Consider the following 13,716-nt stretch of genomic DNA (forward strand, 5'->3'; position numbering starts at 1 on the left):
TTCGGTTCATGCCGGGTACCCCGCGGTGCCACACTCAATCGTCCCACCGGAACGGACGCTGTGGCGCGCGCCACAACCTGTGATAAACCAGGGTGCATGTACCCAGGTAACTTCGTCGCCACCTCACCGAACAAGGCCGCTATCGTGCGCCCCGCCACCGGCGAGTCATTGACCTACCGACAACTCGACGAGAACTCGCTCCGGCTCGCGAAATACCTGCGCGAACTCGGACTGAAGCCTGGTGATCACGTCGCCCTCATCTCCGACAACGACCTCCGCGTGATGGAGGTGTACTGGGCTGCACTGCGCTCCGGCCTGTACATCACCGTCGTAAACTGGCACCTCACCGCTCACGAAGCCGCATATGTGGTCGACGACTGCGGCGCGAAGGCATTGATCGTCTCCGCGAATGCCGCCGACGCGGTGGACACCTCTGCCGACGCATATCCGAACGTAGAGCACCGGCTCGCGTACGGCGGAACGCTGCCTGGATTCGAGGATTACGCGCGGGCCGTCGAACGCTTCGACACCACACCTCTTCACGATCAGCCGCGCGGTCAGGACATGCTGTACTCGTCCGGCACCACGGGCCGCCCCAAAGGCATCAAGCCGAAGCTGCCGGACGGGCAGGTCCAGGACATTCCCGACCCGTACACAGCTGTGTTCACCCCGATGTACGGCTTCGATTCGGACACGGTGTACCTGTGTCCCGCACCGCTGTACCACGCTGCGCCACTGCGGTTCTGCGGCACAATCCAGTCGGTGGGCGGCACGGTGATCCTCATGGATCGGTTCGATGCGGAAGAAGCGCTTGCGCTGATCGATCGGTACGAGGTCACCGCCAGCCAATGGGTGCCGACTATGTTCGTGCGCATGCTCAAGCTTCCCGAGCAAACCCGCCTGAAGTACGACGTGTCGAGCATGTCGGTCGCAATTCACGCTGCAGCACCGTGCCCACCCGAGATCAAGCAGGCGATGATCGAGTGGTGGGGACCGGTGATCAACGAGTACTACGCCTCCACCGAAGGCTCCGGCGCGACCTTCATCAACTCCGAACAGGCCCTCGCTCGTCCGGGTTCGGTCGGTCACGACGGCGTGATGGGGCACGTCCGGATCTGCGGTGAGGACGGCCAGGAACTACCCACGGGATCGATCGGGACGGTGTGGTGGGAGCGCGACGAGCGTCCGTTCGAGTATCACAACGACCCCGAGAAGACCGAGAAGGCAACACATCCCGATCACCCCACGTGGACGACCAGCGGCGACATCGGGTATCTGGACGAGGATCGGTTCCTGTATCTCACCGACCGCGCAGCATTCCTGATCATCTCGGGCGGTGTGAACATCTATCCGCAGGAATCCGAGAACGTTCTGACCCTTCACCCCAAGGTGTTCGACGTCGCGGTCATCGGCGTGCCGAACGACGAGTTCGGCGAAGAGGTCAAGGCTGTTGTGCAACTCGCTGAAAGTGTCGAACCCGGACCCGAGGTCGAGCAAGAACTACTCGAGTACGTGCGGTCGAAGGTGTCGAAGTTCAAGGCTCCGCGCAGCATCGACTTCTCCGACGACCTGCCTCGCACCCCGACCGGCAAGCTCGTCAAACACAAGCTGCGCGCCCGCTACGTTCCGGCTGTGTCGTGACGTCACCGCCTGCCGACCCGACGACCCTGGCCGGGCAGCTCCCGGCCGGGGTCCTCGTCACCGATCCCGACATCCTCGCGGGATACCGGCACGATCGTGCGTTCGACCCCGACGCGGCCGTGCCGCTCGCGCTCGTCCGCGCGACCTCCACCGCTGATGTGCAGACCACGTTGCGGTGGGCGTACGAGAACCGTGTGCCGGTGGTGCCCCGCGGCGCCGGAACGAGCCTGTCCGGAGGCTCCGGCGGTCTGGCCGACGGAATCGTTCTCAGCACCGAGAAGATGCGTGACATCACGATCGACCCCGCCACACGCACCGCCGTCGCTGGTCCGGGCCTGCTCAATGCCGAGGTCAAGGCAGCCGCAGCCGAACATGGCCTGTGGTATCCGCCGGATCCGTCTTCGTTCGAGATCTGCTCGATCGGCGGCAACGCCGCGACCAATGCGGGTGGGCTGTGCTGCGTCAAGTACGGGGTGACCTCCGACTACGTGCTCGGGCTCGAAGTGGTTCTCGCCGACGGCACCGCGGTGCGGCTCGGTGGCCCCCGACTCAAGGACGTTGCGGGTCTATCGCTGACGAAACTGTTCGTGGGCAGCGAGGGCACTCTCGGAGTGATCACCGAGGTGACGCTCCGCTTGATTCCACCGCAACCACCGGCGTCGACGATGGTTGCGACCTTCGGGTCGGTGAAGTCCGCGGCGGACGCCGTCATCGCGATCACCGCAACGCTTCGCCCGGCCATGCTCGAATTCATGGACCGCACCACGATCAACGCTGTCGAGGACGCCTTGCGGATGGACCTGGACCGCGGAGCCGAGGCCATGCTGATCGCACAATCCGACGCTCCGGGTGCGGCCGCGGAACACGAAATCGAGGTGATGGTGCGTGCGTGCCGGGACGCTGGGGCTCACGACGTGTTCGACACCTCCGATCCTGATGAAGGTGCTGCGTTCACCGCTGCGCGGCGGATGGCGATTCCCGCGGTCGAACGCCTCGGAAGCCTCCTCCTCGAGGATGTGGGGGTACCGTTGCCGATGCTCCCGGACCTGGTCGCCGGCGTAGCGGAAATCGCCGATCGCAACGAAGTGACGGTTGCCGTGATCGCGCATGCGGGAGACGGAAACACCCACCCGCTGGTCGTCTACGACCCCGGCGACGAGAAGATGGTGGAGCGGGCACACGCCGCGTTCGGCCGGATCATGGACCTCGCGATCGGCCTCGGCGGCACTATCACCGGGGAGCACGGCGTGGGCAGGCTCAAGAAACCTTGGCTGCCGGAGCAGGTGGGCCCCGACGTGATGGCGTTGACCCGCCTGATAAAGAACGCCCTCGACCCCCGCTCGATCCTCAACCCAGGGGCTGTCCTGTGACGAATGGCCGACCGATCGACCCCACGACAGCACCTTTCCGCACCTCGGTGCCGCCGCGGCAGGGAACACGCCATAATCGGGGCGTGAACATGCGTATGCCAGAGGCCGGTACCGATCTTCCATTGCGCGACACCCGCTATCGGGAGCTCGAGCTCTACCCTGAATTCGACTTCGTCACCGCGTGGTTGCGCGACTATGTCCGCTCGACGATCGAGAATGCACGCATCAGCGAACGCGAGTACTGGTCCGTCGTATGTCTGCCGTCGGTCGGAGCATCGGACAAGGGGCATCGGATGATCAGTGTCCATGCCGGTGACCAGGAGATCGCGTGCTTGTACGTCGATACCAGTGTCCGCGAGGACAGGCAGATCGGCGGTTTCGTGACAGTCGACGTACGCATCCTCGAGCAGTCGTGCGGCGCCGACTTCGATCGGATCACGGCAAGCTCCCCCGCGCTGAGTCTCCGCCGTCGCGGCGATCAGGTGTCGATCGGGTGGAGTGAGATACCGGCAAGTCGCGAGCAGTTCGATGCGCTCCCGTGGCGGCCTGCGGCGCACGAACTCGTCCGCAGGTTGATGCAGAACGGCAGGAACCACTGGGCGGATGTGCACTGCCCGCAGCTCGCCATGTTCGCACTGGAGTGACCGGCAACGCGTAATTCCCGAGACTGTCGGACATCGGGTGCACCATGGACTGGTGACCGACGTCCTCGCCCGTTTCTCCGCGCCCACCCGGGAGTGGTTCGGAGGTGCATTCGACGCGCCCACACCTGCGCAGCTCGGCGCGTGGGATGCGATTTCGTCGGGTGCGCACACACTCGTCGTCGCGCCCACCGGCTCAGGCAAGACGCTGTCGGCGTTCCTATGGTCACTCGACCGGCTCGCTGCCCGCCCCCTGGAGACATCCGACTCACCGCGCGAACACCGCACCCGGGTCCTCTACATCTCGCCGCTCAAGGCACTCGGGGTCGACGTCGAGCGCAATCTCCGGTCACCGCTCGTCGGCATCACCCAGACCGCGAAACGGCTCGGTCTGGCGCCGCCTGAGATCACCGTGGGTGTCCGCTCGGGCGACACCTCGCAGGCCGACCGGCGCAAGCTCGCCCGTACACCTCCCGACATCCTCATCACCACCCCCGAATCACTGTTCCTCATGCTCACCTCGGCCACACGCGAGACACTCGCAGGCGTCGAATCAGTGATCGTCGACGAGGTGCACGCTGTCGCCGGGACCAAACGTGGCGCGCATCTGGCGCTGTCCCTCGAACGTCTCGACCTGCTCCTACCGAAGCCCGCTCAGCGGATCGGACTGTCCGCAACGGTGCGTCCGCACGAGGAGGTGGGCCGCTTCCTCGTCGGGGGCGAGCCAATCCGGATCGTCGCCCCTCCAGCAGTCAAGACCTGGGAGCTCACGGTCCAGGTGCCGGTCGAGGACATGACGGAGTTGGGCACATCCGGTATCGACGACGATTCCGAGTCACCGACGCCGCAGGCCGGGTCGATCTGGCCGCACGTCGAGGAGCAGATCGTCGATCTCGTCACCGCCCACCGCTCGACGATCGTGTTCGCGAATTCGCGCCGACTCTCCGAAAGGTTGACCGGCCGGCTCAACGAGATCTACACCGAACGCACCGGCAGCGCCGTCGACCGCGAGACCGCGCCGCCGGCGCTCCTCGGCGCATCCACCGAGGTGACCTACGGCGCCGAACCGGTCCTTGCCCGTGCCCACCACGGTTCGGTGAGCAAAGACCAACGCGCTCTCATCGAGGATGATCTGAAGTCCGGTCGGCTGCGCTGCGTCGTGGCTACCTCGAGCCTCGAACTGGGTATCGACATGGGCGCGGTCGATCTCGTCATCCAGGTGGAGGCACCACCATCGGTGGCGAGCGGGCTGCAACGAGTGGGGCGGGCCGGGCACCAGGTCGGTGAGACTTCACGCGGAGTGCTGTTCCCCAAGCACCGCACCGACCTGATCCATTGCGCCGTCACCGTCGAGCGGATGGTCGCCGGGCACATCGAGGCCCTGCAGGTCCCGGCGAATCCCCTCGACGTCCTCGCACAGCAGACCGTGGCAGCGGCCGCACTCGAACCCCTCGGGGTCGACGACTGGTTCGACACTGTCCGGCGGAGCGGATCGTTCACGTCGCTGTCGCGGGGCGTCTACGAATCGGTGCTCGATCTGCTCTCGGGCCGCTACCCGTCGGACGAGTTCGCCGAACTCCGTCCCCGCCTGGTGTGGGACCGCACCGACGGCACGCTGACCGGCAGGCCCGGGGCACAACGACTGGCCGTCACGTCCGGCGGGACCATCCCTGACCGCGGTTTGTTCACCGTGTACATGGTGGGCGAGAAGAACACCCGCGTGGGAGAACTCGACGAGGAGATGGTCTACGAGTCGCGGGTCGGCGATGTCTTCGCGCTCGGCGCGACGAGCTGGCGAATCGAGGAGATCACCTTCGACCGGGTGCTCGTGTCCCCCGCATTCGGCCGCGCCGGGCGTCTGCCGTTCTGGCACGGTGACAACCAGGGACGCCCTGCAGAACTCGGCGCGGCGCTCGGTGCGTTCATCCGCGAGCTCGGCCACGCTGCACCCGACGACGCCGACGCACGATGCCGATCCGGCGGACTCGACGACTACGCGACCGCAAATCTGATCGGCCTCCTCGACGAACAACGCACCGCCACCGGCCACCTCCCCACCGATCGCACCCTCGTCGTCGAGCGCTTCCGCGACGAACTGGGCGATTGGCGTCTCGTCCTGCATTCCCCGTTCGGTCTGCGTGTCCACGCACCATGGGCTCTCGCAGTCGGGGCGCGTCTGCTGGACCGGTTTGGCATCGAGGCACATCCTTCGCCGTCCGACGACGGCATCATCGTCCGGCTACCCGACACCGAGGACGATCCGCCCGGCGCCGACATCTTCGTCTTCGACCAGGACGAGATCGAGGATCTGGTCACCGAACAGGTGGGTGGCTCGTCCCTGTTCGCGTCCCGGTTCCGTGAATGCTCGGCGCGCGCGTTGCTGTTGCCGCGGCGCAACCCCGGTAAACGCGCGCCCCTGTGGCAGCAACGTCAGCGTTCCGCGCAACTGCTCGACGTGGCCCGCCGGTACCCGAGTTTCCCCATCCTGCTCGAGACGGTGCGCGAATGCCTGCAGGACGTCTACGACCTCCCCGCGCTGCGCGACCTGCTCGGCCGTCTCGCGCGGCGGCAGATCCGGCTCGTCGAGGTCGAGACACCCACAGCGTCACCGTTCGCCGCGTCGTTGCTGTTCGACTATGTCGGTGCGTTCCTCTATGAGGGCGACAGTCCGCTCGCCGAGCGGCGCGCGGCTGCGCTGTCTTTGGATTCGACGTTGCTCGCGGAGTTGCTCGGCCGGGTCGAGTTGCGCGACTTGCTCGACGCCGACGTGATCGAGCAGGCCGAACTCGAATTGCAGCGCCTGGTGCCTGAGCGGCGTGCTCGGGATGCGGAGGGCGTTGCGGATCTGGTGCGTTTGCTTGGGCCGTCGACCGATGCCGAAGTGCGGGAGCGCAGTACCGACGACCCTGCTCCGTGGCTCGCCGAGCTGTCGGCCCAGCGACGCGTTCTGCAGGTGTCGTACGCAGGCCGGAAGTGGTGGGCGGCAATCGAAGACGCGTCACGATTGCGCGATGCGCTCGGAGTGCCGTTACCGATCGGGGTCCCCACGGCATTTATCGAACCGGTCGCGGATCCACTCGGCGACCTCGTCGCACGTTACGCCCGCACACACGGGCCGTTCACCACGGCGGCAGCGGGGACCCGCTTCGGTCTCGGCGCGGCGGTCGTCGAATCCGTTCTGCAGCGATTGGCCGACGACAAGCGCGTCACCTCGGGTGAATTCCGTCCCGGCGCCACCGGAGCGGAGTGGTGCGACAGCGAGGTCCTGCGCCGTCTGCGTCGACGTTCCCTGGCCGCGGCACGCCACGAGGTCGAGCCGGTGAGCACCGCAACCCTCGGCCGTTTCCTGCCCGACTGGCACCATCTCGGACGCGGGCCCGGCGCGAGCGCGCTCTACGGTCTCGATGGTGTCGTAGCCGTCGCCGAGCAGATCGCGGGTGTGCCGATCCCGGCGAGCGCCCTCGAACCGCTGATCCTTGCGCCGCGGGTACGCGATTACTCGCCCGCGATGCTCGACGAGTTGACGTCGAACGGCGAGATCATCTGGTCCGGCGTCGGCTCGATCTCGGGAAAGGACGGCTGGATCTCGCTACATCCCGCCGACCTCGCCCCCGCCACACTCGCTCCTGCCGAGGAGATCGAGCTGACGGGCATCCACCGGGCGATCCTGGAGGCCCTCTCGGGTGGGGGCGCATACTTCGTACGGCAACTCGGGGACGCAGTGAAAGCGCTCGAACCGGACGCGACCGATACGGCTCTGAGTGCTGCGATGTGGGATCTGGTCTGGAGTGGGCACATCGCGGGCGACACACTCGCACCGCTCCGCGCGCTCATCGGCGACACATCACGTGCCACACCCGCGCATCGTGTGCCGCGGAGGGCTCCGCGGGCCCGCATGTATCGGGCGCGTCCGACCGTTCCGTCACGGACTGGGCCGCCGACCGTTGCGGGCCGGTGGTCGCTGCTACCCGAGCGTGAGACCGACCCGACGGTGCGGGCGCACACGACTGCCGAACTGCTCCTCGAGCGGTACGGCGTGGTGACCCGGGGCGCCGTGACGAGCGAGGCCGTCCCCGGGGGGTTTGCGCTCATGTACAAGGTGCTCAGCCGGTTCGAGGAAACGGGGCGCTGCCGACGGGGGTACTTCGTCGATTCTCTCGGCGGCGCACAGTTCTCGACCCCGGACGTGGTGGATCGGCTGCGCTCGTTCTCCGATTCCCTCGAGGGTCGCCACACCCGCACCGAGGCGGTGACGCTCGCCGCCTGCGATCCCGCCAATCCGTACGGCGCCGCACTCCCGTGGCCCAAGGCAGCTGCAGCGGCGGCGAGCACGTCGAAGCACCGGCCTGGCCGGAAGGCCGGTGGCCTTGTGGTACTGGTCGACGGGAGCCTCGTAGTGTTCGTCGAGCGCGGTGGGCGCACTCTGCTCACCTTCACCGACGATCCCGGTCGGCTCCGCACCGCATTCGCGTCGCTCGCTCACACCGTCAAGAACGGTGGCGTCGACAAGATCGTGGTCGAGAAGATCGATGGTGTCTCGATCCACGGTCATGCCCTCGCGGAACTGCTCGGCGAAGCCGGGTTCTCCGCGACACCGCGCGGATATCGGTTGAGGTCCTGACGTGCCCGAAGGCGATACGGTGTTCCAGACCGCTGCACGACTGCACGCGGCGCTTGCGGGAAACATCCTGACCGAAAGCGATTTTCGGGTTCCCCGCTTCGCGACTGTCGATCTCACCGGTGAAACGGTGGAGGAAGTGGCCGCACGAGGCAAGCACATTCTGGTTCGCTTGCCGCATCACACTTTTCACTCGCATTTGATGATGGACGGTCAGTGGCACGTGTATGAGCGCGGAACACGCTGGCGCAAGCCGGGTTTCCAGGCTCGTGCGGTACTCGGCACCGAACACGTGCAGGCGGTGGGGTTCGATCTCGGCATCGTCGAAGTGCTGCCCCGAGAGAAGGAGAGCGACGCGGTGGGGCACCTCGGACCGGATCTGCTCGGACCGGACTGGGATCCGGTGCTTGCGGCCGTCAATCTCATGCGTGATCCTGCCCGCCCGATCGGGCTTGCATTGCTCGACCAGCGCATCATGGCCGGGGTGGGCAACGTCTACCGTAGTGAGCTGTGCTTCCTGCGCGGCGTCGATCCTGCGACACCGGTACGAGAGGCCGGCGACCCGGCCGGCTGGGCAGAACTCGCCCACCGTGTGTTGTACGCCAACCGGAACAGGACTTCGCGGGTCACGACCGGCGATGCGCGCCGGGGTCGTGGGCTGTGGGTGTATGGACGCGCCGGCAGGCCATGTCTGCGCTGTGGGCGGCCCATCGAATCGGGACGCCTGGCCGGTCCATCCGATCCCGATCGCGTGGTCTACCGCTGCCCTGGGTGTCAGCTCCTGCGCTGAGCGTCGTGCGCGGCGCGCTCGAGAAGCGCAACGCAGTGGTGCACGAACGTTTCCCGTGGGACGGCGATCGCCCCTTCGAGGTACCCCATGAACAAGCTGGTCAAGGCTCCGACGAGTCCTACAGCCACCATGTTGCGGACGGCGTCGTCACCGATCTCTGTGAGTTGGGCGCTGACGAGTGCGACGAACACCGGTGCGAGTTCGACGCCTCTGCCGCTGATTGCGGGTTCGCGCAGCGGTGCGAGCAGAAGTACGCGACCCATCGCCGGCTCGTCGACCATCAGGGCAACGAATGCCCGGACCGCTGCTTCCGCCCGGCGGGCATGCGCCGCTGAGCTCACTGCCGCGACGAGCACGTCGCGGGCGCGGTCACCCACGAGCCCGTACACCGCCCGGACGAATGCGTCGCGGTCGGTGAAGCTCTCGTAGAAGTAGCGTTCGGTGAGTTCGGCTGCCCGGCACACCGCGCGCACATTCGCGGCGGATCCGTCGGGCGCGCCGATGAGGGCGATCCCCGCGTCGAGGAGACGTTCCCTTCGGACACGCCGACGCTCGTCCAGGCCGATACCCGCCCAGCTTCGGCGCGTGGTGTCCACTGTGCGATTCCCGTCGTCGACTACGTGTGATCGGATCCTACTCTGGCAACATACGTAGTCAGAGTCCTTCGCCGGGAGCTGAGCCGACGTCGGCCGAGACGACAGGACCTTTCCGAACAACGCTGAGATTTTCGCCGACTCATGCCACGCTGTCGATATGGGACTCGACGCCAACGCGCTACTCCACGGGCCGTTGTTCTCCCGCGATGCGCCACTCGACCGTAACAATGCCGCCAGTCGCATCAGCGCGTATGTCTATGGCAACGTACTGGTGCTGGCAGTGCTCATCCCGATTGTCCCCGGACCGAACTACGTCGGAATCGCGATCGTCCTCGGCACCGCCCTGTCGACGTTCGTGGCGCACGCCTTTGCGGAATCGGTGGGGCACAGCGTCCGGCAGGGCAGCCGCCTCACCGCAGCCGAACGGCGGGCCGAAGTACGCGACTCCGTGCCGATTCTCACCTCTGCAGTGGTCCCGTGCGTCGTCCTCGCGATCGGTTGGCTCGGCTGGATCGAGCCGCGTACCGCTCAGCTGCTGGCGGAGCTTGCGGTCCTGGTGCGAATCGGCGGCATCGCGTTCGTGATCGGACGACTCAACGGTGAGCGTCCCAGCACTCGACTGCTGATGACTGCAGGCGCGCTCGCCCTCGTGGGGGCGACGATCGTGGTGATCAAGGTCCTGCTCACGCACTGATCACTTCGAAGACACTGCTCACTTCACAGGGACCGGTTCGAGGATCTCGGCGCGCGCCTCCGGAGCGGCCGCGCGCAACGCATCAGCGGATTCGTCGTCGAGCCGGCTCTGCGAATCGACCTCTGCCTCGACCCGGGCCCGATACGTCTCGACCTCCCGGTCGATCGCTGCCTCGTTCCAACCGAGGATCGGCGCTACGAGATGCGCGACCTGTTCCGCGCAATGCACGCCCCGGTGCGGATACTCGATCGAGATGCGGGTCCGGCGGGCGAGGATGTCCTCGAGATGGAGCGCGCCCTCGGCGAATGCCGCATAGACGGCCTCGACCTGGAGATACAGCGGGGCGTCGGTGATCGGCTCCAGCAATTCGGGCCTGCCCTCCGCGCACGCGAGTACGTCCTCGACCAGTGAGCCGTACCGGTCGAGGAGATGCTTGACCCGGTACGGGTGGAGGTTGTGCTGCTCAGCAAGGTGCATCGTCTGATTGACCAGGGCGAAGTATCCGTCCGCACCCAGCAGCGGCACCTTCTCGGTGATCGACGGCGCAATGCGGGCCGGAATGTCTTCGGCCGCGAGATCCACCGCGTCTTCGGCCATCACCCGGTAGGTCGTGTACTTGCCCCCTGCGATCGCTACCAGGCCCGGCGAGACACGGGCGACCGCATGTTCGCGCGACAGTTTCGAGGTTTCGTCGCTCTCCCCTGCCAGCAACGGACGCAGGCCCGCGTAGACACCGTCGATGTCGTCGTGGGTGAGCGGGACGACGAGCACACTGTTGACGTGGTCGAGGATGTAGTCGATGTCGGCCTTCGTCGCGGCGGGATGTGCGAGGTCGAGGTTCCAGTCGGTGTCGGTGGTGCCGATGATCCAGTGGTTTCCCCACGGAATGACGAACAGCACCGATTTCTCGGTCCGCAGGATGATCGCCGAGTCGCTCACGATGCGGTCGCGCGGAACCACGATGTGCACGCCCTTCGATGCGCGCACCCGGAATCGGCCGCGTTCACGCGACAATGCCTGGATCTCGTCGGTCCACACGCCGGTCGCGTTGATGACCACGTGGGCACGCACTTCGGTGACAGAGCCGTCCTCGCTGTCGCGCACTCTCACACCCGACACGCGGTCGGCCTCACGCAGGAAGCCGACGACCTGGGTCGAGGTTCGCACCACCGCGCCGTACTGGGCCGCAGTCCGCGCCACCGTCATGGTGTGGCGGGCGTCGTCCACAACCGTGTCGTAGTAGCGGATCCCACCGACGAGGGAATTGCGTTTGAGTCCCGGCGCCATTCGCAGTGCGCCCGCACGTGTCAGATGTTTCTGCGCGGGAACTGATTTCGCTCCGCCCATCCGGTCGTAGAGGAAGATGCCCGCCGCCATGTAGGGGCGCTCCCAACCGCGATGGGTGAGGGGGAACAGGAACTTCAGCGGCTTGACCAGGTGCGGCGCGAGCGTGGACAGCGACAGTTCGCGTTCGCGCAGCGCCTCGCGGACCAGGCCGAATTCCAGTTGCTCGAGATACCGCAGGCCCCCGTGGAACATCTTCGACGACCGGCTCGACGTGCCGGACGCGAAGTCCCGTGCCTCGACGAGTGCCACGCGCAGGCCACGGGTCGCGGCGTCGAGAGCAGTTCCCGCCCCGACGACACCGCCGCCTATCACCACGATGTCGAACTGCTCGCCGCCGAGGCGTCGCCATGCGTCCTCGCGCTGCTGCGGACCGAGAATCTGCACACCTGATCGGTTGGTCACCGCGCCACTCCCTCAGTCGCCGACATGTCCTGTACAACGCTAGTAGGTTCGACCGCACAGTGCTGTGCAGTGAACACTCTTCCGATACCTCGAGGACTCCCGTGAACCAGTACATCGCCGCGATCGACCAGGGCACCACGTCCAGTCGATGCATCATCTTCGACCACGACGGGCGCGTCGTGTCGGTTGCTCAGAAGGAACATCGGCAGGTTTTCCCGCAGGCCGGCTGGGTCGAGCATGACCCTGAGGAACTGTGGCTCAACACTCGCGAAGTGGGTGCTGCGGCTCTCGCGAAGGCGGATCTGCGCAGGAAGGACGTCGCTGCGATCGGGATCACCAACCAGCGTGAAACCACGATCGTGTGGGATCGCACCACCGGCGAGCCGGTGTACAACGCGATCGTGTGGCAGGACACTCGGACCGATCGGCTGGTGGAGCAACTTGCGGGTGATGCCGGACCCGATCGGTATCGCGCCACTACCGGGCTGCCGCTGTCCACCTATTTCTCCGGCCCGAAAGTTCGGTGGATCCTCGACAACGTCGACGGGGCGCGGGAGAAAGCCGAGGCGGGCCGTCTCGCGTTCGGCACGGTCGACACCTGGATTCTGTGGCACCTCACCGGCGGCTGTGGGCAGGACGGCAACCCACCGGGTGTCCATGTCACGGACGTCACCAACGCGTCGCGCACGATGCTGATGGATCTCGAGACCCTGCAGTGGGATCCACAGATCTGTGACGACATCGGGATTCCCATGTCCATGCTGCCGGAGATTCGTAGTTCGTCGGAGGTCTACGGATATGCGCGCGAGCGGGGCCCGCTTGCCGGGGTTCCCGTTGCCGGCATCCTCGGCGACCAGCAAGCCGCAACCTTCGGTCAGGCGTGCCTTTCGCCCGGGGAGGCCAAGAACACCTACGGCACGGGCAATTTCCTGCTTCTCAACACCGGTACGACGCCGGTGCACAGCACCCACGGCCTGCTCACCACCGTGTGTTATCGCATCGGTGACGCCGACGCCGTGTACGCCCTCGAAGGGTCGATCGCGGTGACCGGATCACTCGTGCAATGGCTGCGCGACAACCTCGGCATCATCAACTCCGCCGCCGAGATCGAGACCCTCGCGTCGGCGGTGCCCGACAACGGCGGCGCCTATATCGTTCCGGCGTTCTCCGGACTGTTCGCGCCGCACTGGCGACCCGACGCACGCGGAGTGATCGTGGGACTCACGAGGTTCGTCGACAAGCGCCACCTGGCCCGAGCCGCCCTGGAGGCCACGGCATTCCAAACACGGGAGGTGCTCGAAGCGATGCGCGCCGATTCGCACGTCGAACTGAGCACACTCAAGGTCGACGGCGGAATGGTCGCGAACGAAATGCTCATGCAGTTCCAATCAGACATGCTCGCCGTGCCGGTGGTTCGTCCGATCGTGCCGGAGACCACTGCGCTCGGCGCGGCCTATGCGGCCGGTCTTGCCGTTGGCTACTGGAGTGGCGAGGACGACATCCGACGGAACTGGGCCGCCGACAAGACGTGGGAACCCCACATGGTCACGGCCGAACGTGAGCGTCTCTTCGCCGCATGGAACAAGGCGGTCGAACGCACCTACGACTGGGCGTGAT

The 13,716-nt window shown here is 66.3% G+C and carries 9 protein-coding genes; 7 read left to right on the forward strand and 2 right to left on the reverse strand.

The features are described from left to right. Positions 1-96: 96 nt before the first annotated feature. The 5 genes from ACTDXD_RS01165 (at position 97) to ACTDXD_RS01185 (ending at position 9,060) form a co-directional block, all read left to right on the forward strand. The gene (locus tag ACTDXD_RS01165) at positions 97-1,641 is read left to right on the forward strand and encodes an AMP-binding protein (RefSeq protein WP_440125394.1); all 1,545 of its coding nucleotides are present in this window, start codon (positions 97-99) and stop codon (positions 1,639-1,641) included. Continuing rightward, positions 1,638-3,011: an FAD-binding oxidoreductase gene (locus ACTDXD_RS01170; RefSeq protein ID WP_440125395.1), complete on the forward strand. Its 1,374-nt coding sequence runs from the start codon at positions 1,638-1,640 to the stop codon at positions 3,009-3,011. Before ACTDXD_RS01165 ends, ACTDXD_RS01170 begins: the two co-directional genes overlap by 4 nt. Before the next feature lie 89 nt (positions 3,012-3,100). Next, a complete protein-coding gene (locus ACTDXD_RS01175) occupies positions 3,101-3,655 on the forward strand; it encodes a hypothetical protein (protein ID WP_440127491.1) in 555 nt (184 codons plus the stop codon). A 52-nt stretch (positions 3,656-3,707) separates the two neighbouring features. Then, a complete protein-coding gene (locus tag ACTDXD_RS01180) occupies positions 3,708-8,273 on the forward strand; it encodes an ATP-dependent helicase (RefSeq protein WP_440125396.1) in 4,566 nt (1,521 codons plus the stop codon). 1 nt (position 8,274) lies between these two features. After that, the gene (locus ACTDXD_RS01185; protein ID WP_440125397.1) at positions 8,275-9,060 is read left to right on the forward strand and encodes a DNA-formamidopyrimidine glycosylase family protein; all 786 of its coding nucleotides are present in this window, start codon (positions 8,275-8,277) and stop codon (positions 9,058-9,060) included. On the opposite strand, the gene ACTDXD_RS01190 is transcribed toward ACTDXD_RS01185, so the two are convergent. Then, a complete protein-coding gene (locus tag ACTDXD_RS01190; protein ID WP_440127492.1) occupies positions 9,045-9,626 on the reverse strand; it encodes a TetR/AcrR family transcriptional regulator in 582 nt (193 codons plus the stop codon). The genes ACTDXD_RS01185 and ACTDXD_RS01190 overlap by 16 nt on opposite strands. Positions 9,627-9,813: 187 nt before the next feature. Between ACTDXD_RS01190 and ACTDXD_RS01195 the strand changes: the two genes are divergently transcribed. After that, positions 9,814-10,350, forward strand: a complete 537-nt coding sequence (locus ACTDXD_RS01195; protein WP_440125398.1) for a hypothetical protein — start codon at positions 9,814-9,816, stop codon at positions 10,348-10,350. 18 nt (positions 10,351-10,368) lie between these two features. Here the strand turns inward: ACTDXD_RS01195 and ACTDXD_RS01200 are convergent, their stop codons facing one another. Then, a complete protein-coding gene (locus ACTDXD_RS01200; RefSeq protein ID WP_440125399.1) occupies positions 10,369-12,099 on the reverse strand; it encodes a glycerol-3-phosphate dehydrogenase/oxidase in 1,731 nt (576 codons plus the stop codon). A 101-nt stretch (positions 12,100-12,200) separates the two neighbouring features. On the opposite strand from ACTDXD_RS01200, the gene glpK reads away from it, so the two are divergent. After that, positions 12,201-13,715 carry a glycerol kinase GlpK gene (glpK, locus tag ACTDXD_RS01205; RefSeq protein WP_440125400.1) on the forward strand — a complete coding sequence of 505 codons (1,515 nt, stop codon included), beginning with the start codon at positions 12,201-12,203 and terminating at the stop codon, positions 13,713-13,715. The last annotated feature ends 1 nt before the right edge of the window (position 13,716 follow it).

The sequence above is a fragment of the Rhodococcus sp. SJ-3 genome (assembly GCF_051918125.1).
Lineage (GTDB): Bacteria > Actinomycetota > Actinomycetes > Mycobacteriales > Mycobacteriaceae > Rhodococcus.

Coding starts and splice junctions, on each gene's coding strand:
- ACTDXD_RS01195 (WP_440125398.1), top strand. CDS start 9,814: ATGGGACTCGACGCCAACGCGCTACTCCACGGGCCGTTGTTCTCCCGC.
- ACTDXD_RS01175 (WP_440127491.1), top strand. CDS start 3,101: ATGCGTATGCCAGAGGCCGGTACCGATCTTCCATTGCGCGACACCCGC.
- ACTDXD_RS01165 (WP_440125394.1), top strand. CDS start 97: ATGTACCCAGGTAACTTCGTCGCCACCTCACCGAACAAGGCCGCTATC.